This is a genomic window from Gimesia aquarii (assembly GCF_007748195.1).
Classification (GTDB): domain Bacteria; phylum Planctomycetota; class Planctomycetia; order Planctomycetales; family Planctomycetaceae; genus Gimesia; species Gimesia aquarii.
The window spans coordinates 3,059,148-3,085,139 of record NZ_CP037920.1; the positions used below are offsets into that span (position 1 = coordinate 3,059,148).

24 protein-coding genes are annotated in these 25,992 nt (G+C 45.7%); 13 read left to right on the top strand and 11 right to left on the bottom strand.

Translation table 11 applies throughout. From position 1 onward, the window contains the following. Window positions 1–145 precede the first annotated feature (145 nt). A complete protein-coding gene (gene rpsT, locus V144x_RS12270) occupies window positions 146–415 on the top strand; it encodes a 30S ribosomal protein S20 (protein WP_144985446.1) in 270 nt (89 codons plus the stop codon). 96 nt (window positions 416–511) lie between these two features. Here the strand turns inward: rpsT and V144x_RS12275 are convergent, their stop codons facing one another. Beyond that, window positions 512–1,321, bottom strand: coding sequence for an SDR family NAD(P)-dependent oxidoreductase (locus tag V144x_RS12275; RefSeq protein WP_144985447.1), 810 nt, complete (start codon window positions 1,319–1,321; stop codon window positions 512–514). 146 nt (window positions 1,322–1,467) lie between these two features. Here V144x_RS12275 and V144x_RS12280 point away from each other — a divergent pair, with 146 nt between their 5' ends. Continuing rightward, on the top strand, window positions 1,468–2,289 hold the full coding sequence (locus V144x_RS12280) for a sugar phosphate isomerase/epimerase family protein (protein WP_144985448.1): 822 nt from the start codon (window positions 1,468–1,470) through the stop codon (window positions 2,287–2,289). A 162-nt stretch (window positions 2,290–2,451) separates the two neighbouring features. Next, window positions 2,452–3,711, top strand: a complete 1,260-nt coding sequence (locus V144x_RS12285; protein ID WP_144985449.1) for a sulfate adenylyltransferase — start codon at window positions 2,452–2,454, stop codon at window positions 3,709–3,711. 118 nt (window positions 3,712–3,829) lie between these two features. On the opposite strand, the gene V144x_RS12290 is transcribed toward V144x_RS12285, so the two are convergent. Beyond that, on the bottom strand, window positions 3,830–5,305 hold the full coding sequence (locus tag V144x_RS12290) for a sulfatase (protein WP_144985450.1): 1,476 nt from the start codon (window positions 5,303–5,305) through the stop codon (window positions 3,830–3,832). A 973-nt stretch (window positions 5,306–6,278) separates the two neighbouring features. Here V144x_RS12290 and V144x_RS12295 point away from each other — a divergent pair. Together V144x_RS12295 and V144x_RS12300 are read left to right on the top strand one after the other, a co-directional pair. Beyond that, entirely contained in the window at window positions 6,279–7,601 is a 1,323-nt protein-coding gene (locus V144x_RS12295) for a Gfo/Idh/MocA family protein (RefSeq protein WP_144985451.1), read from the top strand. A 16-nt stretch (window positions 7,602–7,617) separates the two neighbouring features. Next, entirely contained in the window at window positions 7,618–8,868 is a 1,251-nt protein-coding gene (locus tag V144x_RS12300) for a DUF6807 domain-containing protein (protein WP_197998889.1), read from the top strand. 22 nt (window positions 8,869–8,890) lie between these two features. Here the strand turns inward: V144x_RS12300 and V144x_RS12305 are convergent, their stop codons facing one another. Next, window positions 8,891–9,556 (bottom strand): hypothetical protein, encoded by a 666-nt coding sequence (locus tag V144x_RS12305; RefSeq protein WP_144985453.1) that lies wholly within the window; start codon window positions 9,554–9,556, stop codon window positions 8,891–8,893. Between the two features lie 175 nt (window positions 9,557–9,731). Continuing rightward, entirely contained in the window at window positions 9,732–11,021 is a 1,290-nt protein-coding gene (locus V144x_RS12310; RefSeq protein WP_144985454.1) for a hypothetical protein, read from the bottom strand. 492 nt (window positions 11,022–11,513) lie between these two features. Here V144x_RS12310 and V144x_RS12315 point away from each other — a divergent pair, with 492 nt between their 5' ends. The 3 genes from V144x_RS12315 (at window position 11,514) to V144x_RS12325 (ending at window position 14,733) form a co-directional block, all read left to right on the top strand. Beyond that, window positions 11,514–13,238, top strand: a complete 1,725-nt coding sequence (locus V144x_RS12315; RefSeq protein ID WP_144985455.1) for a hypothetical protein — start codon at window positions 11,514–11,516, stop codon at window positions 13,236–13,238. A 378-nt stretch (window positions 13,239–13,616) separates the two neighbouring features. Next, the gene (locus V144x_RS12320; protein WP_144985456.1) at window positions 13,617–13,910 is read left to right on the top strand and encodes a hypothetical protein; all 294 of its coding nucleotides are present in this window, start codon (window positions 13,617–13,619) and stop codon (window positions 13,908–13,910) included. Window positions 13,911–14,181: 271 nt separating this feature from the next. Next, window positions 14,182–14,733 (top strand): RNA polymerase sigma factor, encoded by a 552-nt coding sequence (locus tag V144x_RS12325; protein WP_144985457.1) that lies wholly within the window; start codon window positions 14,182–14,184, stop codon window positions 14,731–14,733. Between the two features lie 105 nt (window positions 14,734–14,838). Here the strand turns inward: V144x_RS12325 and V144x_RS12330 are convergent, their stop codons facing one another. From V144x_RS12330 to kdsB, 4 genes are all read right to left on the bottom strand, one after another. Further along, window positions 14,839–15,414: a Maf family protein gene (locus V144x_RS12330; protein WP_144985458.1), complete on the bottom strand. Its 576-nt coding sequence runs from the start codon at window positions 15,412–15,414 to the stop codon at window positions 14,839–14,841. 19 nt (window positions 15,415–15,433) lie between these two features. Then, window positions 15,434–16,360 carry a tRNA pseudouridine(55) synthase TruB gene (truB, locus tag V144x_RS12335; RefSeq protein ID WP_144985459.1) on the bottom strand — a complete coding sequence of 309 codons (927 nt, stop codon included), beginning with the start codon at window positions 16,358–16,360 and terminating at the stop codon, window positions 15,434–15,436. 62 nt (window positions 16,361–16,422) lie between these two features. Beyond that, window positions 16,423–18,057 (bottom strand): CTP synthase, encoded by a 1,635-nt coding sequence (locus tag V144x_RS12340; protein WP_144985460.1) that lies wholly within the window; start codon window positions 18,055–18,057, stop codon window positions 16,423–16,425. 239 nt (window positions 18,058–18,296) lie between these two features. After that, complete coding sequence (gene kdsB, locus V144x_RS12345) at window positions 18,297–19,052, bottom strand: 3-deoxy-manno-octulosonate cytidylyltransferase (RefSeq protein ID WP_144985461.1); 756 nt, start codon at window positions 19,050–19,052, stop codon at window positions 18,297–18,299. A 268-nt stretch (window positions 19,053–19,320) separates the two neighbouring features. Between kdsB and V144x_RS12350 the strand changes: the two genes are divergently transcribed. Beyond that, complete coding sequence (locus V144x_RS12350) at window positions 19,321–19,800, top strand: DUF420 domain-containing protein (protein WP_232102801.1); 480 nt, start codon at window positions 19,321–19,323, stop codon at window positions 19,798–19,800. Window positions 19,801–19,821: 21 nt separating this feature from the next. On the opposite strand, the gene V144x_RS12355 is transcribed toward V144x_RS12350, so the two are convergent. The 3 genes from V144x_RS12355 to V144x_RS12365 form a co-directional block, all read right to left on the bottom strand. Beyond that, on the bottom strand, window positions 19,822–20,256 hold the full coding sequence (locus tag V144x_RS12355; RefSeq protein WP_144985463.1) for a response regulator transcription factor: 435 nt from the start codon (window positions 20,254–20,256) through the stop codon (window positions 19,822–19,824). Window positions 20,257–20,464: 208 nt separating this feature from the next. Further along, the gene (locus V144x_RS12360) at window positions 20,465–21,124 is read right to left on the bottom strand and encodes a phosphoribosylanthranilate isomerase (protein ID WP_144985464.1); all 660 of its coding nucleotides are present in this window, start codon (window positions 21,122–21,124) and stop codon (window positions 20,465–20,467) included. Between the two features lie 165 nt (window positions 21,125–21,289). Then, window positions 21,290–22,471 (bottom strand): lactonase family protein, encoded by a 1,182-nt coding sequence (locus tag V144x_RS12365; protein WP_144985465.1) that lies wholly within the window; start codon window positions 22,469–22,471, stop codon window positions 21,290–21,292. Window positions 22,472–22,655: 184 nt separating this feature from the next. Between V144x_RS12365 and V144x_RS12370 the strand changes: the two genes are divergently transcribed. The 4 genes from V144x_RS12370 to V144x_RS12385 are packed head-to-tail and all read left to right on the top strand — an operon-like array spanning window position 22,656 to window position 25,953. Further along, entirely contained in the window at window positions 22,656–23,999 is a 1,344-nt protein-coding gene (locus V144x_RS12370; protein WP_144985466.1) for an AAA family ATPase, read from the top strand. Continuing rightward, window positions 23,989–24,939, top strand: a complete 951-nt coding sequence (locus V144x_RS12375) for a metallophosphoesterase (RefSeq protein WP_144985467.1) — start codon at window positions 23,989–23,991, stop codon at window positions 24,937–24,939. The genes V144x_RS12370 and V144x_RS12375 overlap by 11 nt, the downstream gene beginning before the upstream one ends. Beyond that, complete coding sequence (locus V144x_RS12380; RefSeq protein WP_144985468.1) at window positions 24,926–25,231, top strand: hypothetical protein; 306 nt, start codon at window positions 24,926–24,928, stop codon at window positions 25,229–25,231. The genes V144x_RS12375 and V144x_RS12380 overlap by 14 nt, the downstream gene beginning before the upstream one ends. A gap of 29 nt (window positions 25,232–25,260) precedes the next feature. Then, window positions 25,261–25,953: a DNA repair protein gene (locus V144x_RS12385; protein ID WP_144985469.1), complete on the top strand. Its 693-nt coding sequence runs from the start codon at window positions 25,261–25,263 to the stop codon at window positions 25,951–25,953. Window positions 25,954–25,992: the final 39 nt, after the last annotated feature.

Genomic DNA, 25,992 nt, shown 5'->3' on the forward strand with positions numbered 1-25,992 from the left:
TTTTCGCAGCACAAAATGGCTGGAATAACGACTTAGAGGTTGTTAAGCTTCTACTCTGCCTGAGATTTTTAGCGGCGACTGTCTTCGTTGATGGTGGTCAGTGTAAGTCATAAACAGTTACTCAGAAATTATTTAAGTCAAACAAATGCCAAATTCCAATAGTGCAAAAAGATCATTAAGAAAAAGCGAAACTCGTCGTCTTCGAAACCGTTCCAGCCGTTCGGAATTAAGATCCGCTATTAAAAACGCTCGCACTGCGATTGCAGGAGATGACTCTCAGGCTGTGGTGAAAGCCTTACAAACAGCAACCAAAAAAATTGATCAGGCTGCTGCGAAAGGCATCATCCATAAAAATGCGGCCGCTCGTACGAAATCACGACTGGCAAAATCTGCGAATAAAGCAACTGCTGAATAAACGGCAAATTGTTAAATCAATAATGGCCCCTCGTAGTCGATTCTGTTTTCACAGGATTCTTTACGTGGGGCTTAAGTTATAAATGGTCATATATTTTCACGAGTGCATGACAAACCCACCATCGACATTAATCGTTTGTCCTGTCACTTGAGAGGCACGATCTGAGCTGAGAAAAACGATCATATTGGCGATATCTTCTTTCGTCTGCCAGCGCTGTAGCGGGACCAGTTGTTTGATTTTTTCTCCTGCCCATTGCTCATAGGTTTTCTGGTTCTCTTTGGATTGACGATCATTCCAAGCCTGCCACACCGATTGATTCAAGGGAGTCTGTACCATTCCGGGACAAACGGAATTCACACGAATCCCATACCCGGCTAAATCCTTAGCCATACATTGTGCAAAGTTAATGTTGGCGGCTTTGGAAGCACTATAAGGGGGATCGGTTTGTGAACCGATTTGACCTGCGATCGAACTGATAAATGTCATACTTCCCCTGCCAGCCTGTTGCATAACGGGGGCTAATGTATGGGCAATATGCACCATGCCTTGCATGTTGACTTCAAACACACGTGGCCAGTCAGAGGGTTCCAAATTCGTGAACGGAAAACCGAACTTTCTTGAGCCGATTGCAGCTGCATGTACCAGGTGATCGATTTGAGAAGCGCGATTCAGTGTCTGTTGAGTGATTTCCTGGACTGCCGTCAAGTCTGTAATGTCGACTTGAAACCCCAGCACAGTTTGTCCGGTCTCATCACTCAATTGATCGGCAATCAACTCGGCCTGATCGGTCTGGTCCCAAAGAATGGGTTGAGCTCCTTCTTCGATGAACGTACGCGCTGTTACCAGACCGATGCCACTTGCTCCGCCCGTAATCACGACAGTGGCACCTGACAAATTGAGATCCATTTCTGATTATATCCTGATCTGTAAGAGAAGTATTTGGAATCGAGGTGTCCCCATTCTGATCGATGGCTTTTCCTGCTGCAAGTCGATTGCTATCTTAATACATGAGGAAACAGGAGCAGATGCGCAGTAGAAGGGAAACAAACGCCATGAGACTTGGAATGATAAACTCTGCCTGGGCACAAGCAGGCCGAGATACCGTCTGGGGCTTAGAAAAGACAAAAGCGCTTGGATTTGACTGTGTCGATATTTTTATCGATCCACTTGATGCTGATGTCCGTGAACGAAAACTGGTCAAAGATACGTGCGATCGGCTCGATCTGCCGATTGTCTCAGTGTGTTGTGTGGCAGTGGGATTAATCGACTTCAATCCAAGTGTGCAACGTTTTCATTTCCAAAGGGTAAAAGCTTATCTCGATTTGTGTTACGAGTACGAGGCCCAAAATCTACTGCTGGTGCTGGGAGAATACATCTGGAACCGGGAAGTGATACCGCCGGAAGAACAATGGAAACAGGGAGTCGTGCAATGCCGGTCGCTTGCTACATATGCGGATTCTCTGGGATTAAAAATCGCTCTCGAACTGGAACCGTTTCCGCTTTCATTATTGAACGACGTCGATTCAATGGTTCGTTTTGTGGATGAGGTGAATCATCCTGCGTTAAAAGCCAACATTGATATTTCCCATTTGGTATTAGCGAACGTGAAACCAGAAGAATTGAGGAAATTACAGGGGAAAGCGATCCACGTTCATATTTCTGACTGTGACGGTAAAGTACACGGCGATTTGCCTCCGGGGCGGGGAGTGGTTCCTTTCGAACCTTATCTGGATGAAATCAAAAAATTGAACATTGAGGGGGCGATTTCGCTGGAATTGGAATATTCTCCTGATCCCGACAAAATTGAGGAATGGGTCCAGGAAGCCTATGAATCGACCAACGCTTTGCTGCAAAAGACAGGTTTGAGGGGTTAAAACCGCAGAAAACGACCTGAAACCAGAGAGTTTTTTGATTTCGTCGAATCCGTGTGCCAGTTGCTTGAAGTTTTCAATCTGTTTCCCTAATTTCGCTGATAGAAACGCCCAGTGGTTGGCGTTGATTCTGTGAACCTTTTGTACATATTGAGAATTCAAACAATGGCTGATCTGATTGCCCCTCATGGTGGATTGAGTGAACCTGTCTGTTGTACTGTTTCTGCTGAGGAAATTGATAGCTTCAAAGCCGAAGCCGCAACGCTTCCTAAAGTCCCTGTTTCTGCAGCTGATTTATCAACCGTCTACCGTTTGGGAGATGGTACATTGAGCCCCTTAACGGGACCAATGGGTGAAGAAGTTTATAACCGTGTCCTCGATGAAGCGTGCATCGAAGTGAATGGTAAGCAGTATGCATGGACGATTCCTTTGGCTTTGCCTGTCACTTCGGAATTAGCAGGTACACTTTCCAGTGGGCAAAAAGTCGCGTTAACAAATCCCGCAGGGGATATCGTTGCCACTTTGGATATTACGGATGTCTATGAGTGGGACAAGCCCAAATATCTGAAGAGTGTATATCAGACCGAACGCACCGATCATCCAGGCGCGGCGATGGTCCTCGAAGGCGATGCTGACAACTCTCACCTCATTGGTGGAGAGATTCGCGTTTTACCACAACCCAAAAATAGTGCATTCGGAAAATATGTGCTCACGCCCCGTGAAGTACGTGCTCTGATTGCCGATAAAGGCTGGGATGCTGTAGTCGCATTTCAAACTCGTAACCCTCTGCACCGTGCTCACGAATACGCTCTGGTTTACGGTTTGGAAACTTTGTTGCGACAAGGCAAAAACGCAGGTGCGGTTTTGAATCCACTCATCGGTGAAACCAAAAGTGACGATGTGAGTGCCGAAATTCGGATGGAGACTTATGAAAAACTGATCGAGAATCGGGAACTCGGGGACGGTGACAGTGATCCTGAATTGTGGGGACCACGCGATGACAATCCTCCAGATCGGGTTTTATTGCTCGGCCTGGATATCAAAATGTTCTACGGCGGTCCTAAAGAAGCCGTCATGCATGGCATCTACCGCCAGAACATGGGATACACCAACATCGTCATTGGTCGTAAGCATGCCGATGCTCCCTACGCTGATGGAACCGCCATCTGGGGCGACTTCGATGCCCAGGAGATCTTCAATAATCTGGCGGGTGAATTGTTGATTGAACCTGTTAACGTTGGCTTTGCTGCCTTTTATGAATCATTGGGGCGTGTTGACCTGATGGAAAACCACTCGGAAGAAAAGCCAGTTTTCATTTCCGGAAAACAGGTGCGAGCGACCCTCCAGGAAGGCGAAATGGTCGACCCACGCATCATGCGGGAAAGTACTTCAAAAATTCTATCTGAAGCAATGAAAGTATCCTGATAGCAGTTCAGGCGACTTATTAATCAACTAACGGTAGACAGAAGTCATTTCTGTCTGCCGTTTTTCATTTCTGAAATCAATTCTGCTTAAAAGTGCAACATTAGATTCGGATTGTCGACTAATCGGGAACGACTGCCCCTTTCCAGTTCTTTTTGAGTTGTCTGGAAAGCTGGCTGATAACGGTTTTCTGATCTGGTTGATTTGCGATATTACTGTTTTCAGCAGAGTCATGTTTGTGATCATAAAGTTCACGGCCCACGATTTTTCCTGATTTGCGTTCCCGCCATTCGGTGTATCGATATCGGTCTGTCTTCATTGAGTAACCCATCATAGAACCGCGTGGATACTGGCTGAACGCAGCTGGTTTCCAGCGACGATTGGGATTCTCCAACAGCGGCTTGAAACTGGTTCCTTCCAGGTGGTCGGGCAGAGGAATCCCGGCTAATTCACAGAGTGTGGGATAGATATCCACAAATTCGACCAGAGCACGGCTTGTTTTACCGCTTGCTTGCATTTGCGGAGCACGGATGATTAAGGGAACCCGGGTATCCAGTTCAAAGTTAGTGTGCTTGCACCAGCCGGCATGTTCACCCAGTTTCCAACCATGATCGCCCCAGAGAATCACAATTGTATTGTCATCCAGTTCCAAACGTTTTAATTCATCAAGGATTTTTCCGACATTCGCATCGGTAAAGCTCACACTGGCATAATAACCATGGCGCAGTTTCAAAGCTTGTTCCTCGGTCAGATCGCCTTTCCGGGGAATATCGGAATAGTTACGGAGTTCTCCCCAATTCGTAGACGCCCACTTAGGAGCGTCTTTCGGGAGAAAGGGGTTATCAGCCAGTTTGATCTCAGACCGATCGTAAAGATCCCAGTATTTTTGAGGAGCGACAAATGGTAGATGCGGTTTTAGAAAACCGACTGCCAGAAAGAAGGGTTTCTGATGTTGTTTCTGTCGTTGAAGTGTTTTTACAGCCTGTTCCGCAATTGCTCCATCCCGATAAAGATGATCGGGGACATCAGCCATTTCTGTCGCCGGGCCCCGTGTCAAACGTGAGCGTTTTTTTCGACTCATTTTTTTGAGATTGAGCCCTTTCGTTTTGGCTCTGATAGCAGCTTGTGTTTCCGGTAGCTGATACCCTTTGGCTTTGACCTTTAGATATCGATCCCAGGAGGGATCATCATTCAAACTCCCATGATAAATTTTCCCCATGCCGACCGAGTGGTATCCATGTTTCATAAATTGTTGTGTCAGTGTGATGACATCGGGAACCGTTTTTCGAAAATGCGTCTCGAGATCGTAAACCTTTGTCGAATCGGGACGCAGCCCTGTCATCAGGCTGGTGCGCGAAGGAGAACAGACTGCCTGCTGGCAGTAAGCTCGTTCAAACAACAGTCCACTCGCCGCCAACCGATCGATGTTGGGACTCTTGATATGAGCGGCGCCATAGCAGCCCAGTTCTGGACGTAAATCGTCAACGGCGATGAACAGCACATTGGGTTTTTCGGAAGCGACGGAAATTGAAGAAGCAAAGCATCCAGAAAAAATGACAAGACAGAAGATGATTAAAAGTCGAAGTCGAACGGCCATGTATGTCTTTCTTTAAAATTGATGCGGATGAGATTAGATTAATGAATCATTCGGATGGTATCTCTAATATCTATCAGCTTGAGGGGAAATACAATCGGATAAGGCTGTTTCTGAACCATTTTTGTTTTCTTTTACACTTTGGAAAATATCAAGTTTATTAAATGGTTCCCATGTAACAAACTGAAGGTATCTGCCCTTCTGATCGGACAGTGACAACTGTTGCTTTGCACCATTTCACTGTTCGTTTTGTACTTGACTTCCACATGCCCATTTCGATACTCCCTGTTTATGTCTCGCGCGCGCGAGGAGAAAAAATCGGATAACTGGACAATGTGAATAAAGGTGGTTTATGCACTACAAAAACGTGCTTTTTTTCCAACTTTTCACCTGAAGAATGGGAACCGGTTCTCTCTGTCTCGTATGGAATTGCTCCTTTTGAGCACCCTGTCCGACTTCTTAAGTTATTCCAAACCTCAATTTCATACCACATCTGAGACAATAATGCGCAAAAGTTTCTCTTGAACCTTGTCTGACATCCTGCATGATAGGGACCGTTCAAAAAAGGGGAGCTTCTGTATTTTATCAGATTCACAAACATGACAACGCTTACCTCTCAGCCTGAAACAAGCAATAGCACGAATCAGCAAGTATCATAGGCAATAGCGCCAGACAACCCTAACTGAAAATCAGCCACATCTAAAAATACATCAGTAAGACCAGAAGCTTTAATACCGTTCGTGGATTTCGTGTTTTTCGTGGTAGTATGACTTCAGGTTGATTTGAAACGATCCCATTCTGAAATTCCAGTGAGCGACAGCACTCAAGATTGCTGTAATTCGTACGACAAAATCAGATCCAATCCAAAGTCGACATGCTCAATTGTTTTAGGGTGGCAATTAATAACGAAACAAGGTTTAATAAAGTCATATTCTGAGTCAACTCAAAAAACGGTAGCAAACCAAAGTGAGCGTTCATGAATTCATCGAATCAAATCACACGGCGCACAATGTTGCAAAAGGCGGCACTGAGCGCAGCCGGAATATGGGTTGCAGGGAATTCAACTCAGGCGGAAAGTCGTTCTGCGAACGAAAAACTGAATATTGCCTGCATTGGCCTCGGTAATCAGGGAAATGCCAACCTGGGGTTAGTTTCCAGTCAGAATATTGTGGCACTCTGTGATGTCGATGATGCCCGCACAGCGAAGTATGCCGCTCAATATCCGAAAGCGAAAACATTTGCCGACTTTCGTCTGATGTTGGACAAGCTGGAGAAGGAAATCGACGCTGTTGTCGTTACGACTCCCAACCATTCCCATGCGACAATCGCCATCAATGCCATGCGACGTGGCAAGCATTGCTATTGCGAAAAACCACTGGCGCATTCAATTCATGAAGTACGCGAAATGAATCGTGTGGCAAATGAAGAAAATGTCGTCACGCAAATGGGAACACAGAATCATGCCGGCGAAAATTATCGTCGAACGGTGGAACTGATTCAGTCAGGTGCCATTGGTGGTGTCAAGCAGGTTCATGTCTGGTTTGGACGACCCGGAGGCTGGCGACGTTATAAACGCGTCGTTGACCGCCCCCAAGAATCACAGCCGATTCCGAAGACCCTGAATTGGGATTTGTGGGTGGGGCCTGCTCCCATGCAGAATTTTCACCCCTGTTACCATCCCCACGACTGGCACTACTGGTGGGACTTTGGAAATGGCACACTCGGAAACATGGGCTGTCATTATATGGATTTAATTTTCTGGTCTCTCAACCTCAAATATCCAACGACAGTTGAGACGAAGGGACCACAACTGCATCCCGATTCAACACCATTCTGGCTCGATTGTCATTGGCAATTTCCCGCACGTGAATCCATGCCACCCGTTGAAGTCGTCTGGTATCATGGGCGCAATACGCCACAACCGGTGTTGGACCTGGGAGGACCCTCATGGGCAGCGGGGATTTTGTTTGTGGGTGAAAAGGGGATGCTGGCCGCAGATTACAATAAACGTATTCTGTTGCCCGAAGAAAAATTTGTTGGCTTCAAACCGCCTGAAAAAACGATCCCCGACGCGATTGGTAACCAGCGGATGGAGTGGTACGAAGCCTGTAAGGGGAATGGAAAAACGCTCTGTCACTTCGATTACGCGGCTCCCTTGACCGAAACGATCCTTCTGGGAAATCTGGCGTTTCGAGTCGGCCAGAAAATTGAATGGGATGCAGAAAAAATGGATGCTTCCAACACAACCGCAGCAGCACAATACGTTCAACGAGAATATCGCACAGGCTGGACACTCTAAAATGACGAGTAACAACATGAAAACTCAGCTTTTGAATTTCAGGCAAAAATTGATTATCACTTGCGCTGCAATTCTGTTTTTTATTGAAGGTGTTTCCACTTTGCAGGCGGGACCTGCTTTGCTCCTCGAAGTATCTGCTGGGAAACAGGCGAGACAAAACTGTGTTGTGTCAATTCCAGTACCAAAACTGTTGGAAAATCAACCGGATCTGACACTCTTTCGAGTCGATACGGGAACCGAAATACCCGTTCAAATCGGTTTGACAGGAGAACAGCGAGAACTGGTGTGGATTTTACGTGAACAATTGCCAGCGGGATCGAAACGAAAGTATCGTCTGCTTGCAGGACCGCGGGAGAGAGAACAAACGTCAGGAGTGACGGTGGAGGATGATGGAAAACATTTGAACGTGAAAGTCGATGGCAAGCCCGTACTGACATACAATCACGCCGTGGTTAAAGCACCCAAACGAGATCAGGCTTATTATGACAAGAGCGGGTACATTCACCCCTTATATACCCCCTCCGGCAAAGTGATTACCGATGACTTCAATCCCAACCACGCGCATCAACACGGAATCATGTTTTCGTGGCGGAAAATTTTGTTTGAGGGGAGAGAGAATAATGGCTGGGATCAGAAGTCGCAGTTAGGCAAAGTCGAGCATAATCAGATCAACTCTTTCACAGGCGGGCCTGTGTTTGGTTCGTTTACAACGACCATTGATCATATCGATCTGACGAAAAAAACAGGTCCGGTGACGATGTTGAAAGAAACGTGGCAGGTTCGAGTGTTTGCTTTGAAAGATCACTTTCTGTTTGATATTAATTCAGTACAGAATTGTGCAACCGGCAAACCGGTTACCATACAGAAAGTCCACTATGGGGGGATGACGATCCGCGGTCTTGCAGACTGGCATGAGAATCATCAATACGATTATCTCACCAGCGAAGGCAAAAACAAAACAAACGGAAATCAATCCCGTCCACACTGGGTGGAAATGTATGGCCCCCTGGGTGCTGAAACGGCTGGTGTGACGATTTTAAGTCACCCGGGGAACTTCCGATTCCCTCAGCCGGTAAGATTGCATCCCAGTATGCCTTATTTTTGTTTTGCTGTCGCAGCCGTGGATGCATTTACGATTGAGCCGGGAAAGCCATACGTTTCACGTTATCGTTACTATGTGCATGATGGAAAACCGAGTGCAAAACGAGATCAGCACTTGTGGGAAGACTATGCACACCCACCGACAGTCAAAATCGTTTCAGAATAACGCTTGAATTAAAGCCTGACGACTATTTGATTGATTCAATCATCTTTACGATTTCTTCTTCGTTATATTCGTCAGCTTGAATCTGTAGCATTATGAAGGCAGGACCACCTTTACCAGGGAAAACTCCTGTGACCTGATGAAACTTCGTTTTATCTTGATCGGTTCCCTCAGCAAAGGTGAAATTGAGTTTTTTGCCTTTAATCATGAATTCGCGTGTCTCTTCCTTTGTGATATCGAGCTGGCGTTGATTCTGATTTTGATTTTGATTATTCAGGCTATCGCGGAACTCTTTCTCCATATCAATCATGCCATCGTCGGGGACAGAGAGACTCATTAGGATCAAGACCCCTTGTTTGGATACAGGCTCGTACATGGCCATTTTCATGCCTTTGCCAACGACGCTAAACGTGACACCTGCCATGGGTTTGAAGGTCTCAGGAATCGTAATTTCTGTGATTTCATTTTGGATGGTGATGATCTCTGCTTTTTTCTCCGTCACCTTCATTTTGATGTCCATGTTTCTGGCAGCATAGAACAGACCACCACAACATAGTAACAGGCATAGAGAACCAGCACCAAGAATGATTAATAAGACCTTAACCCCCTTGCTCATCCCCGGCTTGGGCTGAGCTGAGAATTCGTCTGGTTGTGAGTCATTGTCTTCGGAGTAAAAGTTATCGTTTGACATCAGTGGTTATGGCCTTTCCCAAGCGTGCAGATCATTTTGAGTATTCAGAATGCTACTTACTCATCAGTCGTGAGTGGAGTACACATCGAGAATCTCTAACAGAACAGAGCAAGTTTATAAAGAATCACTTGAAGAAACGAGCGAAATTCAAAAGTGGATCATAAAAAATTGAGAATTATGACCAATCTTCTTCCTGCTGTGCGGCCCTTTGGCGTTCTTCTTCACGCCATTGCTTTTGCAGTTTCCGCCTTTCGCGTTTGCTTAGTCCTTTTAACAGTTCCGGATCATGTCCTGAGTCGACGCGGATGTTCTTTTTCTGAACCTTTGATTTTTGTTTTCCAGCTGGTTGGGTTTGAACGGTTTTTTGGGACGAACGCGGAGCTGATTTTTTCTCTGGGGGAGTAGTGGTCACCTCATTGACAGCCTCAGGAGTTGGCGTGGGCTTGCTGCGCGACGCACGTTTCACCGGTCGAGAAGGCTTTGGATCAGGAGAAGCTGCTTTTGTTTCTTCTTCTTCGATTTTTTTAAGGGATTGTTTTTCTTTCTGTCTGAATGCTTTCGCAACGCACTTGGCTTTGCGTTTAATACGTCGACGATGCAGATAATTGGCAAACAGCTGTCTGGATCGTGAGGGAACCTTTTCTGGAAGATCGATTGATCGGTAGAGCAGGTGGTGCGTATGTAAGATGAGGCTGGTGAATAAGCTCCAATGTGCAAAAAAGAGCAGACCTGCCCCGATCTGAAGATGGTGTGCTTCCCAGGGGATTAAATTTCCCGTCAGCGTCAACGTCAGACTGGCTACGTAAGCAGCCACCGCAATAATCGTAAAATTCAGGCCTGCACGGTCTCCCCGCATTTCAAGATAAGCCATCAGCGAAACACTCAAGCCGATACATAATGCAGGAATCAGCCAGGCCAGAAGTTGAGTATGTGGTCCCCAATCAAACAGCCTCAATTCAATGACGCTTGATGCCCAGACGTGATGTAATTGAGTTGTGGTGCAAACTGCGAACAAAAAGATTCCTGCGGCAACCCACTTCCACAGACGGTGTCTTCCTGAAAAATCATGTAGACTTTGCGTACGAAGTGACCCAATCAAGAGCGAAAGCTGGCCTGATACAAAAAGGAGAGCTCCGGTCAGATACACAGGAAGAGGGCTGTGTTCGAGTGACAGAAATTCAGACAGAGCAGATCCGGAAGCAGAAAATTGAGGACGATAAATATCAGCGGCAATGAAACCGGAAAAACACAAAAAAACTGGCAAGTAATACAGAGAGAGTTTCCACCGTTTGGGGAAGATCAATGTACGTAAAGGAAACTGGCCTGCTGCAAAGCGATGTGTTCGCGCAATGTTGTGTGATGTAGATTCATCACTCGAGTCATTGAGAGACTCTGAAGATTCCGACGCTAATCTTCGGCGTCGGCGTTCATCCATGGATCGGGAGCCAGCAAATCCTGTAGACATTGAAACTCTGTTTGATCCTTCAACCAGATCTTTGTCGTCAATTTTATCTTACGGAAAATGATAGGGAAGAACGATTTTCCGATCTCAGTATCCATACTGAGGTGAATTTCCAATGTGACTTTATAAAAAAGGCACCTTATTCTTTTCTCATCGGTAGGGAGCGAATTCCCACACGAGTCAGGATCTGTATTTTGCTTGGTCAGAGGGAAGGCATGTTTGTTGTGTTTGCTGCATTTGGATTAACTCATAACCATTCTATGATTCTTAATCTCAACCTAAAATTTCTATCTATCTTAAACTGTCTAATTTGTTGCTGGTTTTTATCCTTATAATTACAAGGTTAAACTGTTGTCAGTGTTGCTAACGTTTTTATTATAAATGGTTTAGGGTTATTTCAGCTTCGGACGGTGGGTGAGTCCTCTTCGAGTGCTGCAATGTCTATAATAGGGATTTAAAACGGGCCTCTACGAATTCAAATTAATGGAGTGTTACATGTCTGTGAAATGGAATCTGTTTCTCGCAATCATTTCAATCTTGTTTCCGGTGACGATACTTTCCGCAGCAGAGATTCCGGAATCGGCAATCTCTTCTGATGCCAGCATTGTGATTAGGCTTAAAGATCCCAAGGCGACGTCGCAAAAAGTAGCCAGTTTAATCAATCAGGTCGATGAAAATCTCTCGGGAGTCGTCGGTTTAAACTTGCGAACCATTTTGGGACGTTCGATTTCTAACCCGAATCTTGCAGGAGTCGATACCACACGCGACATGTGTGTTGGGGTGTTTCTAAGTCAATCAAAACAACCAGGATTTCTCTATGCAGTTCCTGTTGCTAATAAGAATGCATTCAAAGAGGCGCTAGGTGAGAAGTATCATAGCGCCACACATGAAAACTGGCTGCTTTATAGCAGCGATCAGGCCCTTGTCGATCAGGCTATGGCGTTGATCAAAGATGGTCAGCAAAACTTTCAGACTCATATGAGCCCGCGATCACGTGATTTCTTTGCCAAAGGGGATTTATCGCTCTATATCAATTCGGGAAAGTTAGTACAGATTTACCAGCCTCAATTGGAACAGGCTGGTCAGAAGGTGGATGTCACTCTCAATCGACTTTCCGAAACAGTGAATACAGCGCCGGGGGTGAATATGAAGCCAATCATGTCGCTCTATTCGGCAGTGGCTAAAGGGGCGTTACAAGCGGTTCAAGATTCGAAAAGTTACACCACTGCACTCAACCTGGGAAGTGATGGTCTCGGACTGGAGAGCTTGTTTGAAGTCAAAGAAAATTCGAAGACGGATCAACTCTTTCAAAAGAATCCCCCACAGAAATTTGAAGAGTTAGGGAAATTTCCTGCCAATCAGTTGGCGTATTTTGCGGGTGCGGGAAATACAGAGGCACTCATCACATGGGGGATGAATTTCACCGCTCAGATGTTTGATGGATCAAAACCAAACGCCGAAGCCAAGACGAAATTTGAGGAGATCGTCAAAGAAATTCACAAACTGAAATTTGGTAGCTATTACTTCTCTTTTGAACTGGGCAAACTTTCGGATGGGGTTCTGAACGCGTATGCGATTTCCGAAGTAGAACCTTCGCAAAAGATGCGGGACTATACGCGAGAAATGATGTCACTCATGCAGAATATTTCGATACCCGGGCTGAAGCAGCAGATTACATTTTCACCTGATGAGCAGCAGATCGGCGATGAAGCGGTTGATTTAACTGTGATCAAACAAGAAGTGGATCCCGAATCTGACCCATTACAGATTCAGAAACGGATGCTGGAGGTACTCTATGGTTCGGAGGGCATTACGAATCGTATGGCGTATCCCAAAGGGAAAGTGCTGCAGGTGATGGGAGCAAATGCTTCTATGCAAAAATTCCTGGACGCACTCAATGCATCAGACGCTTCTAAGCAGATCTCGCAAAATCAACCAACGTTTAAGCACGCCCGTGCTGAAGGGCTCAGCAAGGCAAATATCTTAGCCATGGTTGATTTGCCGATGGGGATTGCAAAAGGCTATAACATTTTCGCGGAAAGTCGTCAGAAAGCAGGGCCGTTTACTGTGGAGTTAATGAAGCAACAGGGGATTTCAACCTCATATTTGACTTTCAGCTTATCCACCGGAAAACAGTCCATGGAGACCAAAACCTATATTCCGGTTCAGAATTTGAAGAGTGGATTCAAAATATTTACACTCATTTCGACGCAAAGATAGAAGTTGCTATTCGAATATTATGAAAATCACTGAAAATAGGTTCCAATTGATTGTTTGTGATTGTCAGTGTGTTAAGTCATATTCTATAATAGACTTACGTTGATTTTTCTTTAGGTGAATTCACCTGGATTAACCGATTTAATACGTGAAATCTTAAAACTTCTCTTGAAATAATCAACATTTTACCGAAAACTGTCAAAGATATGCGAACCAAACCCAGATTAGGTTTGTCTAGCTGGTATGGAGAGATTCTTTGTCTGTGAGGTAGAGAATCTTAAAATCATTTTTTGTAAACGGAGTGGATCCGTTTTTCTTACGAGGCCCAGAGCCTCACTTTTTTTAGTCTCTTTCTCTGCGGTTTAACGCAGGAGGTGCCTGATGATTTTTTCTAAACAGAATCGTCGTTTCGTCGTCAAAGCAATTAACAACAACGCGTGTGTGAAAACATCTGTTGTCGTGAAAGCCATTGATGCCGTCCGTGCCGCCCTCCTAACAGATTCGTTAAGCCCTCTAGGTAGAGAACGATTTTCGGAATCCGGTGGTATGCCGGGGACCCCGTCGATGAGCTGGCATTGTTGTTATCAACATCAGCAAACATCGATGCATCTGCTTTATCAACTGATGATGCGGATGACGGGTACCAAGACCACCATAACCGGAACTGCTTCTTAAGCAGCTCCAGTTCCCTGCTTTTTAGCAGAAAATCGTTTACTCAAAGTGTTTGGTTAAAGCCTGATCAAAGTTTTAACTGAACCGCCATGTTTGATGGCGAGAGCTCCAAATGAGTCTCCTGTATGACTGGCAGAAAGATTTTGTCTCTTTCTCTGGTTCCATAAGCTGGCTCGACGGAACGTCGGTTCTCACTCAGAACATGATGAGCACAAGCACTTTGAACAGCCTTGAATTTAAAGTCCTTGATCCAGGATAGAGAAGAGATATTACAATGGAAGATTCACAGTTAGTACAATTAGTTTTAGCTGCTCAGGGTGGTGACCGAGACGCATTCGGTTCGCTTGTTGTTCAATTTGAGTCGACTGTATACGCAATTGTCATGAAGCGATTGCGAAACCACGCTGAGGCAAGTGAAGTCACACAGGATGTATTCATTCAGGCCATGCGGAAGCTGTCTCAGTTGAATGCACCTGAGCGATTTGGTGGATGGTTGCGGCAGATTGCCGTTCGGATGTCAATCAACCGTGCTGTTCGTCGGCCTAACGAGTGCATTCAGAGTCCAGACACATTTGTTGTTCTGGATGATGAACCAGAAAACCCGTTAGACAAGTTGCTGGAAAGCGAACGGGCTACCGAATTGCGAGGACGCCTGGAACAGCTGGGTGAAGTTGACCGTGAAACGCTGATATCGTTCTACTTCAAAGGACAGTCCTTGAAGGAAATGAGTCACGAATTTGATCGGCCTATTGGAACGATTAAGCGTCGACTGCACACGGCACGAAACCGTCTGCGAGAAGCGTTGTTAGATTTGCAGTCGGTATGAATACCTGATTTTGTTAAGACGCCGCAGCCTGCGGGATGAGAATCCTGCAGGCTGTGTGTATTTCTGAGACGAGATATTTTAGTCTCGATTCCATGATGAGCTGATTCAGGGCAGTGTGACTCCGGCTTTGATCAAGAGAGAAGTTAACGCGATTAACGGGATGCCTGTAATCGCCGAATGGTCTGTGGAGTCGATTTCTTCAAAAAGTGTGATTCCCAGGCTTTCCAGCTTATAAGAGCCGGCACAATTCAGAGGCTGATCAAATTCCACATATCGTTCAATGGCTCCCTGGTCCAGCGATCGCATCTTAAGTTTTGTCTGATCGAGGTGAGTTTCAATCAAATCAGGCCCCAGAACAGCGATCGCGGTGATGAGAGTGTGGGTTTTACCCTGCATCGACATCAATTGCTGTACCGCATGTTCTTTAGTTCCCGGTTTCCCCAAGATGGTATTTTCAAACGAAACGAGTTGATCAGCGCCGATGACGATGGCATCCGGATTCTGTTGAAAAACCTGTTTCGCCTTTTCCAGAGCGAGAACCTCGGCCAAATTTTCAGGAGAAAAGCCCGCTTCTTTCAGAACTGACTCATCCACCTGAGGATCCTGAGCTTCGAACTCCAGTCCCAGTCGCCGTAATTGCTCAGCCCGATAAGGGGATGTACTCGCCAGAATGAGTTTCATAAGAGGCCTCATGATGCCACTATTTAGAATGTTGATAATAGACTTGCCTGGGAGCCAACTGATTGGTATCGCGCTTCCATTCAGCAATCGCAACGAGTGTGCCTGCGGAAGTCACGACGGCAATCTCATGTTGATCACCAGCTTTGGAGAGTCGATCAGGATCGCATTCGATGACACGACCATGGCAGAGATCATCAAGCTCCCGGTGATTGCATCGATAATGTTGTAAATGTTTAACAGCTCGTTCCGCAGGCTGAAGTTGGGCGACAATCGATTCCAGAGTCATTGAATCATCGAGTTGCATTGCCGATTCCAGTTTAAAATCGCCAATCCGTGTACGAACCAGGGATGTCATCACCGCTCCACATTTAAGTTGTTCTCCCAGATCACGGCCAAGGGAACGAATATAAGTTCCCGAGCCGCACACAATTCGCAACTGAAAACGAGGAAACTCAAACGCCGTTAATTCAATTTGATAGATTTCGACTGTACGAGGTTTGATCTCAAAAGATTTCCCGCGTCGTGCCAGATCATAGGCCCGCTGACCGTTGATATGCACCGCGGAAAATTGTGGCGGGACCTGTTCGATCTGTCCTTGAAAAGCAGGCAAACAACGTTCCAGTTGTTCGCGTGTGATGGTTGGGCAATCAGTTGTTTCGGTGACATTTCCGGAAATATCATCTGTGTCGCTTCGTTTCCCTAAGATAAATTCCCCAAGGTATTCTTTGGGTTGATCTTGAACGAAACGAATGAGACGTGTTGCAGATCCAATGCAAACCATCAGGACCCCGATGGCCAAGGGGTCGAGTGTGCCAGCGTGTCCGATCTTCAGGGGACGGACGAGCTTCTGAATCTGGTTCACAACCTGACGTGAAGTCATGCCTTGCGGTTTGTGAACATTCAATAGGCCTGATAAGTTCAGATCGACAGCTTTATTGGAACTCATTGGGGAATGTTTCCCGTGCAAGTTGTATGTGAAAACACATACTTTCAATCATCATTCACCAATCAAACTGAGACGCGGACTTTTTGTTGGTGATAATTTAAGGCGGCTCCGACAAATCCCGCAAATAGCGGATGTGGGCTAACCGGCTTGGATTTGAATTCTGGATGGAATTGCACTGCCAAGTACCAGGGATGATCAGGAACTTCGACAATCTCAACCAGATTTCCGTTCGGGCTTGTACCGGTGGGTATCATCCCCGCTTCGATCAACTGTTTTCGATATTCGGGATTGAATTCATAGCGATGTCGATGACGTTCGCTGATGGAATCAGCACCATAACAGGTATGAGCTTTGGAGTCCGGAGCGATAATACAGTCTTGTGCACCCAGACGCATGGTGCCTCCCTTTTCAGTGATTTCTTTTTGCTCTTCGAGTAAACAAATCACGGGGGCGTTCGTTTCACTATTGAATTCGGTGCTATGTGCATCCGATAATTCCAAAACGTTTCTGGCAAATTCGATGACGGAACACTGCATTCCCAGGCAGATTCCAAAATAAGGAATCTCACACTCACGGGCGTATTGTGCGGTTGCAATTTTTCCTTCGATTCCACGTTTGCCGAATCCGCCAGGCACAAGAATCCCGTCGACGTTTGAAAGCAGGACCTCCGGACCTTGTCGCTCAATTTCTTCGGCTTCGATTCGTTTTAACAGAATACGTGAAGAGTGATGGAACCCGGCATGAAACAGCGATTCATAAATTGACTTATAAGCGTCTCGATGGTCAATGTATTTCCCTACAACAGCGATGGTCACTTCATGGTCTGGGTTTTTAACCCGATTGAGCAGCGAACGCCAGTTAGAAAGATCCAAAGGTTCCGCATCAAGCTGCAGTTTACGTGTAATGAGTTTATCGAGCCCATCATCGGCTAAACCTTGAGGGACTTCATAAATGGAGTATTCCGTATCGACTTCCTCGATCACAGCTTCTTTTTCGACATTACAGAACAACGCAATTTTATCGGCGTGATCTTTGTCCATCGCGCGTTCGGTTCGCACGATCAAAACATCAGGTTGAATACCGATTTGTCTTAATAGACCAACACTGTGTTGCGTCGGTTTGGTTTTCATTTCTCCCGCTGCTTTGATGTATGGTACGAGTGTCAAATGAATGAAGAGGCAGTTTTCTTTTCCAATATCGAGAGGAATCTGACGTATTGCTTCCAGGAACGGCAGGCCTTCAATATCACCCACCGTTCCTCCCAGTTCTGTAATGACCACATCGACGTCTGAACTGGCAAGGTTATAAACAGATTCTTTGATTTCGTCGGTGATGTGCGGAATGACTTGCACCGTGGCACCCAGATATTCACCGCGACGTTCTTTTTCGATGACCCGCTGATAAATTTGACCGGTTGTGTAATTCGACTTTCGTGAGAGAGGGCTATTTGTGAAACGTTCATAATGACCGAGATCAAGGTCTGTTTCGGAGCCATCATCCAGCACATAGACCTCGCCATGCTCATAAGGATTCATCGTCCCTGGATCGATATTAATATAAGGATCCAGTTTTTGCATGCGGACTCGTAATCCTCGTTGCTCCAGAAGAAGGCCGATTGAAGCTGAAGTTAATCCTTTGCCTAAAGAACTGACAACGCCACCGGTGACAAAGATATGTTTAGTCGTATGTTTGGTCATTTTAATATCTGCTGGTTAAGTTCTAATTTATCAGTACCTATGATATTCAATCGATCCTGTTTTTGCACGCTTCAAGTGTTCGATTCAAATAGAAGCATTGATGAATTTAAGGTCTTTTCGTTCTCTGTATACTTGTCTGATCGCTCAAGACTATAATTTGGCTTTTTTTGTTTAAGGATAGTGATCTGAACACGTTAAGGTTGAAGCTATTTGTATTCTGCTTTTACTCAAATCAGACTTTATGAATGTTCTGCGCGATAACGGATTACAAATTGAGCATAATCTTCTGGAGTATCAATGCCAACTGAAGGGTGTGCTACTTGAGCAACTTGAATCCGAGCGCCTGTCTCCAGGGCGCGTAATTGTTCTAACTTTTCCAACTGCTCAAGTGGGGTCGCCGGTATTTTCGTTAAATCCAGCAAAAACGGTCTTCGGTAAGCGTAGATACCCAAGTGCAATAACCAGGGGCTTTGCTCAGGCAGCAATGTTTCAGGTACAACATCTCTCGTAAACGGTATGGGTAGGCGACTAAAGTACATTGCAGAGCCATCCTGACGGCAGACCACTTTCGTACAAGAGCGATCCTGTAGTTGTTCGACGTTTCGAATGGGAGTTGCCAACGTCGCCATTTCAGCGTCCGGAGTTTGTATTAGTAACTCGATCAACTGGTCAATGAACTCAGCTGAGATTTCAGGTTCATCTCCCTGGATATTTACCAGGATCTCTGCATCTAACAGTTCTTTGAGGGCTACTTCCGCGATCCGGTCGGTACCACTGGGATGTTCACCGGTTAAGCATGCTTTCCCTCCAAAACCATGAACTGCTTCTAATATTTCCAGGCTGTCGGTGGCCACAATGAGTCGGTCTAACTTTTCCGATCGTGCCGCCGCCTCCCACGTGTGCTGAATTAATGTCTGACCAGTTTCATTCAGTAATAATTTTCTGGGAAGTCGGGAAGATTGCAGTCTGGCTGGAATCACGCCGCACACTTGCATGGGAACACCTCCTGTGTTTCTTAATGAACGGCTCATTTTAATGAATAATCGCTCAACCCAATTTATCAATTTTCAGCTCGAATCTTCAAGAGGGGTAGAGGCAAAACTCCAGCATTCTCTCAAGTAATCTCTATCTCAGCAGTTACCAGAGGTATTCTGGAGAAGGATGGTCTTGGACAGGATCTTAAGTTTTGATATGGTTTGCCGCTGATGGACTAGATTTCTTTTTATTCAATAAGGGCAGGGTTCTCAAATGGAGTATGGGTTCTTGGGCTATCGTTCGACATTTATGTTGGACTTTGTGGTATCAGCACTAATTTTGATCGTACCGTTATTATTATTCAGTCTCTATTCAGTCAAAATCAAACGCAATTTTGCACTGCATAAGAAGCTTCAGATTCTGCTGGGAGCTGTCTTGCTGGTTGCAGTTGCCGCATTTGAAGTTGATGTGCAGATCATGCATGGTGGCTGGGAAAACATTGTCAATCAGCGCGAAACCCCACTAACTCCGGAACAATTCAATTACGTTCGAAATGTGCTCTATGTTCACCTGGTTTTTGCAGTGACAACTCCGTTGTTCTGGGCAACGACTCTGTTTCTCGCTTTAAGACGCATTCCTAATCCACCGGCTCCTTGTGCACACAGCAGCCTACACAAAAAGCTGGGTTGGATTTCTACGATCGATATTACGCTGACTTCATTGACCGGCTTGTTTTGGTATTACACAGCATTTGTCAGCAGCGTCTGAAAATGATCTAAAACAGTAAGATCAGGATTTCTTTCGAGAGCGTGTGAGTGGTCCTTTAGGAGGCTTTTCCGGCTCATCGCTGTTTTTATCTTTAGCCAGCACACGGGCAATGGCTTCCAGAAACACATCCATTGCGAATGGCTTTCTGAGGTAGTCATCAACTCCCAGCATTTCCGCATACGCTTTGTGCCTGCCTCCTTCGTTGGCAGTAATCATGATGACTTTGGGAGGGGAAGGGAGTGATTTCAATGATTCGAGAACCGGGAACCCACCCATTTTCGGCATCATCATATCAGTAATGACGAGATCCGGATTTGCTGTTTGGGCGAGTTTTTGCCCTTCCATCCCATTAGGGGCCACAACAATATTATAACCGGCTGATTTAATCACTCCACTCAGGGTGGTTGAAATCTCTCGGTCATCTTCAATCAATAGAATTGTATAATCAGTCGACATAGTTCTCTTTATTCCCCGGAGAAACTAGTTGTTTCTCCCAACTCCTGTTTTCAAAGTGACTCTTCGTCACATACGTTCGACATTCCTGTCCTTGGGTATATGGTATGCCCCGATCAAGCGATTCTCAAGGCAGTGATATAAAACTGTTTTGATTCTGCCTCTCTGAATCATTGCTAAGTACGATTATACCACTAGGATCGTAGAATCTTCATTTTTTTTTCGCCTGATTGACAAATGCTTCAACCATCACTTGGCTCTTGATTCCTGGGGCACTTTCGACACCACTGGCAGTATCAACGCCAAAAGGAGTCACAGTTTGAATGGCTTCATGAACGTTTTCTGGAGTCAGTCCCCCCGCCAGAATCAAGGCAGGCCATTCATCATATAGGTAATTTTCCTTTATCATTTCCCAGGGAACAAGCTGTCCCGTTCCCCCATAGGCCTGAGGTGAATAAGCGTCGATTAAGATGTAATCCGGACGTTTACTATATTGGTCACACTTGGTCAGAAAATCAGACAGGTGATTTAAGTCAGGATCCTGTGTTCGGAAGGCCCAAATGATTTCAATGTCTGGAAAATGTTGAGATAACTCTGCCAGGAATTCAGGAGGTTCGTCGCCGTGAAGTTGTACCATGTGCGGAGAGAGTTCCCGGCAGATGGATATCACTTCGGATAAAGTGTGCTTCACGAACAAACCGACCAGTGAGATACCTTTGTGAGACAGAGCTGCTTTGATTTCATGTGCCGTTGATAGCTCAATCGAACGTGGCGAAGGGGCATAGAAATTAAGACCCAGTGCGGATGCACCCAGATCCGCGATCATCTGAGCAGTTTCAACGTCTTGGATCCCACAAATTTTAACCCACATTTGATTGAACACTTTTTGTTAGAAAATGACATCACACGCTGATCATGCATCTGATGATTGACATTCATTGATCTATTCAAGAAAACATAAACTTCACTTGATAAGAAATTCGAAGCGAGGAATATCCAATTCGTACATAATAATTAATTATATACGGCTTGAGTATTAAGGGGTAGGTGGCATTGGGAGGAATTTAATGCAGACTGGTTTGGGAACATTGATTTCCTGGTTTGTCCTTTTTAGTAATCCTGTCTCTAAGTCAATCTTAAAAACAACGACATTGTTGGTATTTTGATTTGCAACCAGTAAGTAATTTCCCGTAGGGTCTATTTTGAAATTACGTGGAATCGTTCCACCCGTCGGTTCAAAACCGATTGATGTCAGTTTCCCCGTTTGTTGATTAATCTTGTAGATGGCGAGGGTGTTTGGGCCTCGATTGGAACCATAGAGAAATTTGCCGGAAGGATGTACCTGGACTTCTGCTGTTGAGTTTCCTTTCAAGTTCGTTCCCTCCGGTACGGTTGAGATCGTTTGAATTTCCTGAAAGGAACCCTGCTTTGCATCATAGTCCATGGCAGTAATGGTGAGGTTTAATTCATTGATCACATAACCCCATTTACCATTTGGATGGAACGTGAAATGACGTGGCCCTGCGCCGGGTTTCATAGCAATCCCCGGAGGGGAGTTGGGTTTCAGCGAACCATCGGACGCGTTGAAGCGGTAAACAAGTAGTTGGTCGATTCCCAGGTCTGCCACTACGGCATGTCGATTTTGTTGATCCAGATTAATCGAATGTGCGTGAGGCGCTGTTTGTCGCGCTGTATTCACGCTGGAACCCGTATGTTGAACAAACGAAGCGCTCTTGCTCAGTTTTCCATTCTTTTGAATGGGTAACGAACAGATATTCCCCCCAGTATAATTGGCAATCAGGACATATTTACCCGTTGCATCGACAACGAGATGGCAGGGGGCCGCGCCTTGGGAAGATTCCTGATTGAGGAAGTTGAGTTTTCCTGTCTTCGCATCAATGGCAAAAGCACTGACAGCTCCTGATTTTTTACCCTGGTAATCTCCAATCTCGTTCACGGCGTAAAGATAGTTTCGACTCGGGTGAATGGACAGAAAAGAAGGGTTTTCGACGTTGTCCGTGATGCCCACGTGTGACAGTTTGCCACTGGCACCATCCAGACGAAGCTGGTAAATTCCCTGACTCTCACTGCCGCGAGTATAGGTGCCTACATAGACCCAGAAGCTTTCAGCAGCAGAGACCGTGTGACTTTGAAAAGGAGACAAGAAGGTACTTAGCATGAAACCAAGACTCAGCAGTGCTTTTTTTAGTATCGACATGGGAAACTCTAGAAATAGTAATCAATGGGAATCAGAGTGCAATCTTGATCGGGTACAATACGCCCCGTCTCATTTATTTGACTCAAATTCTACAGGAAATGCAATGGTTCGTTTCTACTCGGATCCAAAATACCAAGTATGCCGATCCTGTGATTTCTGATCTGCAGAGATTATACTTGCAGTCATGTTAAAACGGATTACTTTGCATAATTTTATGAGCCATTCCCATACCGTGATCGATCTGTCGGCTGGTTTGACCGTGCTGACGGGACCGAATAATTGCGGTAAGTCCGCCTTTGTGACTGCGCTGCAAATTCTTGCTGAGAATACGTCTGGCGATTTTATGGTCAGGCATGGTGAGAAAGAGTGTCGGGTGATCGTCGAAACGGATGATGAGCATACCATCGAATGGAAGCGCAAAAAGAAAACGGTCAGTTATTGCGTTGATGGTGAAGACTTTCATCGGTTAAGAAATGACGTTCCCGATAAACTGCGTTCACTACTAAGGCTCTCGAAAGTCAAGTCGGGTGATAGTGATCAGTTCGACGTCCATTTTGGCGAGCAAAAATCACCGATCTTTTTATTAAATGACCGTGGCAGTCGGGCTGCCCGCTTCTTCGCGTCGTCTTCCGATGCCTCAGTTTTGATCGAGATGCAGAAATTACATCGCAGTAAGGTCAAGTCTGCACAACAGGAATTCCAGCGCCTGCAAACTGAGTCAAAGCAAATCAACGCAATTCTGGAAGCTCTGGCTCCGGTTCCCACTCTTGAATCGAAATTGGAAGCATTAGAAACGACATACGAGAGTTTGCAATCGGAGAACCAGCAGATTCAACGATTGGAAGCTTTGATTCAAGATTTAGAGGCTTCATCTCAGACTGTGACGAATTTGCGGAAAACAGTCACTGCGTTAAATGAGCTACCGGTAGAATTAACACAAAAAAATGAAAAACCATTAGAATCATTGATTCGGCGATCAGTCGCCGTAAAGCAGCAAGTGGAGCTGACCCATCTTAATGTATCGGTAATGGCAACGTTAAATGAACCTCCTGAATTGGAAGAGGTGACTGTTCTGGATTCACTCATCTATGATATTGAGGTTCAACAACAGCGATCTGATCGAGACAATTTAACAGTAGAGTGTCTGAAGGCGTTAAGTGATCCTCCCCAGTTGGTTGAGTCAGGTCGATTACAGACGACAATTGAGAACTTGATATTGGCGGAGGAGAGGGTACGCGTCGATCAGATTGAATTTATGATTCTGGAAAAGTGCAGCTCTCCGCCAGAACTCGCAGATTTAGACAAAATCGAACAATTCTATCGGCAATGGGAAGAGGCGTCATCTCAATTTGACTCCAGGCAGCAGAACTACCATGTCTGTGAGAAGGAGTATGAACTGATTCGTGCTGAAATGGTGAATTGGGTGAAAGAAAATCCGACCTGTCCCACCTGTGGAGCAGAAATGGACCCGGAGCAGTTCATCCAGTCAGCAGAGGTGGGACTGAAAGGGCACACACATGGAACATGAGTCATACCGTGGTGTGCTGTTGATTGGCGACCCGCATATTGAAGGGCGAGTTCCCGGCTTTCGCAAAGATGACTATCCACAAGTCGTACTGGAGAAACTAAGCTGGTGTCTGAAAACAGCAAAAGAGCAAATGCTATTGCCTGTGATTTTGGGGGATCTGTTTCATGTACCTCGCGACAATCAAAACTGGTTGCTTTGTCAGCTAATGACACTTTTTGATCCCCCCGTCTATGGGATTTATGGAAATCATGACTGTCGAGAGAACCAGCTCACAGAACACGACACACTCAGTATCTTGGTAGAAGCGGGCAAGTATCGTCTTCTTTCAGAAGAAACTCCCTGGCAGGGGACCATGCAGGGCCGCAAGGTGATCGTCGGGGGTACGTCCTGGGGGAAGAAGTTACCTAAATCTGTGGATTTCGAGAGTGAAGATCTTTCACCTTTGATCATTTGGGTCACGCATCACGATTTGATTGTGCCCGGTTATGAGGAGCAGGGGCATTTTAAGCCTTTTGAAATGGCTGGCGTCGATTATGTGATCAATGGTCACATTCACCGTTCGCTGGCAGATGTGAAAAAAGGGCAGACCACCTGGGTCACACCCGGGAACATCATTCGCAGATCGCGCAGCGATGCTTCACGGGCTCATGTTCCCTCTGTACTGAAGCTGGAAGTGACAGACAATGGCTGGGAATGTACTGTAATCGAAGTACCACATCAGCCTTTTGATGAAGTTTTCTTTGAAGAAGTCATCGAAGAATCAGAATCGGGAGTGCCCTCTGCCTTTATTTCCGGTTTGGCGGAATTACAATCGAGAAGAACGGATACGGGGGCCGGTTTGCAGTTCTTCCTGGAAAAGAATCTGGAACAGTTCAATTCAACAGTTGCAGATGAGATACAAAAATTAGCAAGTGAGGTATCCAGTCATGTCAACGAGTAATCAAAGTCCTGTACCTGATATCGAAACATTGACGGCACAGTTCCAAAAGTTAAACAAACGTAAAATCGAATCCGAGCGCGATTTGGTGAATGCTGAAAAACATCTGAATGATCTCAAACAGCAGGCGCAGGATGAATACGGGACTGATCATCTCGATGAATTGAAGGAAAAACTGGAACAGATAAAGACCGAAAATGAACGCAAACGGGCTGAGTACCATCAAACTCTTGAGCAAATCGAAACCGAATTAACCAAAATTGAAACCGAACATCAAGCGACTGATGCATCCTGACGATTTTCTATTGGAATCACTCTGAAGTTATGACCGAAACATTTTCCAGTTCGGAATCCTCCAACTCCCAACAGGAGTTGCGTTCCCCCAAAGCATTGCAGCGTCGATGTTGGGAACTGGATGCGGTCCGTAAACAGAAATTCAAAGAAGCAGCACAACTCTCCGATCAAATGCAGGAAACAGAGCAATACCTTGCGATTTCTGAGGAGGTGACTGAAGCCTTGGAAACGCTGAGTTCAAAACTCTTTGAGCAACAATTGGCTTTAATACAGGAAAAGCTGACGATTGCCCTCCAGGAAGTGTTGGAACAACCTTTGAAGCTAAACGCTGTTGCAGAATGGAAACGTAACGGAGCCAGTGTTGAATTTCAGATCGAGCGCGATGGCAACTTGGAAGACATTATCAGGGGGCAGGGGGGCTCGGTTGCGAATATCCTGTCGGTTGGTTTACGGATGTTTGCCTTAATGACACTGGATGAGTCAGAACACAGGCGGGTACTGGTGCTGGATGAGCAGGATTGCTGGCTTCGACCAGATCTAGTGCCCCGTCTGGTGAAAATTATTCACGAAGCAGGAGAGGCGCTCGGTTTTCAAATTATTATGATCAGTCACCATGATCCCACGATGTTTGAACGTTACGCAGATTGCATTTACCAGTTTACCCCTTCTGCAGAGGGGGTTCAGGTTCAACGTATTGAAACCGATTGGCAAATGAGTGACTGAATTAAGTAAACTCTTTCGCTGACATTTTGCTGAAGGGCA

Excerpts from the sequence above, each read along its gene's own strand:
- V144x_RS12360 (WP_144985464.1), bottom strand. The coding sequence starts at position 21,124 with ATGTGGGTTAAAATTTGTGGGATCCAAGACGTTGAAACTGCTCAGATG.
- V144x_RS12315 (WP_144985455.1), top strand. The coding sequence starts at position 11,514 with ATGTCTGTGAAATGGAATCTGTTTCTCGCAATCATTTCAATCTTGTTT.
- V144x_RS12325 (WP_144985457.1), top strand. The coding sequence starts at position 14,182 with ATGGAAGATTCACAGTTAGTACAATTAGTTTTAGCTGCTCAGGGTGGT.
- truB (WP_144985459.1), bottom strand. The coding sequence starts at position 16,360 with ATGAGTTCCAATAAAGCTGTCGATCTGAACTTATCAGGCCTATTGAAT.
- V144x_RS12365 (WP_144985465.1), bottom strand. The coding sequence starts at position 22,471 with ATGTCGATACTAAAAAAAGCACTGCTGAGTCTTGGTTTCATGCTAAGT.
- V144x_RS12285 (WP_144985449.1), top strand. The coding sequence starts at position 2,452 with ATGGCTGATCTGATTGCCCCTCATGGTGGATTGAGTGAACCTGTCTGT.
- V144x_RS12280 (WP_144985448.1), top strand. The coding sequence starts at position 1,468 with ATGAGACTTGGAATGATAAACTCTGCCTGGGCACAAGCAGGCCGAGAT.
- V144x_RS12275 (WP_144985447.1), bottom strand. The coding sequence starts at position 1,321 with ATGGATCTCAATTTGTCAGGTGCCACTGTCGTGATTACGGGCGGAGCA.
- V144x_RS12380 (WP_144985468.1), top strand. The coding sequence starts at position 24,926 with ATGTCAACGAGTAATCAAAGTCCTGTACCTGATATCGAAACATTGACG.
- V144x_RS12385 (WP_144985469.1), top strand. The coding sequence starts at position 25,261 with ATGACCGAAACATTTTCCAGTTCGGAATCCTCCAACTCCCAACAGGAG.
- V144x_RS12370 (WP_144985466.1), top strand. The coding sequence starts at position 22,656 with ATGTTAAAACGGATTACTTTGCATAATTTTATGAGCCATTCCCATACC.
- rpsT (WP_144985446.1), top strand. The coding sequence starts at position 146 with ATGCCAAATTCCAATAGTGCAAAAAGATCATTAAGAAAAAGCGAAACT.
- V144x_RS12355 (WP_144985463.1), bottom strand. The coding sequence starts at position 20,256 with ATGTCGACTGATTATACAATTCTATTGATTGAAGATGACCGAGAGATT.
- V144x_RS12340 (WP_144985460.1), bottom strand. The coding sequence starts at position 18,057 with ATGACCAAACATACGACTAAACATATCTTTGTCACCGGTGGCGTTGTC.
- V144x_RS12375 (WP_144985467.1), top strand. The coding sequence starts at position 23,989 with ATGGAACATGAGTCATACCGTGGTGTGCTGTTGATTGGCGACCCGCAT.
- V144x_RS12295 (WP_144985451.1), top strand. The coding sequence starts at position 6,279 with ATGAATTCATCGAATCAAATCACACGGCGCACAATGTTGCAAAAGGCG.
- V144x_RS12320 (WP_144985456.1), top strand. The coding sequence starts at position 13,617 with ATGATTTTTTCTAAACAGAATCGTCGTTTCGTCGTCAAAGCAATTAAC.
- V144x_RS12305 (WP_144985453.1), bottom strand. The coding sequence starts at position 9,556 with ATGTCAAACGATAACTTTTACTCCGAAGACAATGACTCACAACCAGAC.
- V144x_RS12330 (WP_144985458.1), bottom strand. The coding sequence starts at position 15,414 with ATGAAACTCATTCTGGCGAGTACATCCCCTTATCGGGCTGAGCAATTA.
- V144x_RS12300 (WP_197998889.1), top strand. The coding sequence starts at position 7,618 with ATGAAAACTCAGCTTTTGAATTTCAGGCAAAAATTGATTATCACTTGC.
- V144x_RS12290 (WP_144985450.1), bottom strand. The coding sequence starts at position 5,305 with ATGGCCGTTCGACTTCGACTTTTAATCATCTTCTGTCTTGTCATTTTT.
- V144x_RS12310 (WP_144985454.1), bottom strand. The coding sequence starts at position 11,021 with ATGTCTACAGGATTTGCTGGCTCCCGATCCATGGATGAACGCCGACGC.
- kdsB (WP_144985461.1), bottom strand. The coding sequence starts at position 19,052 with ATGCAAGTGTGCGGCGTGATTCCAGCCAGACTGCAATCTTCCCGACTT.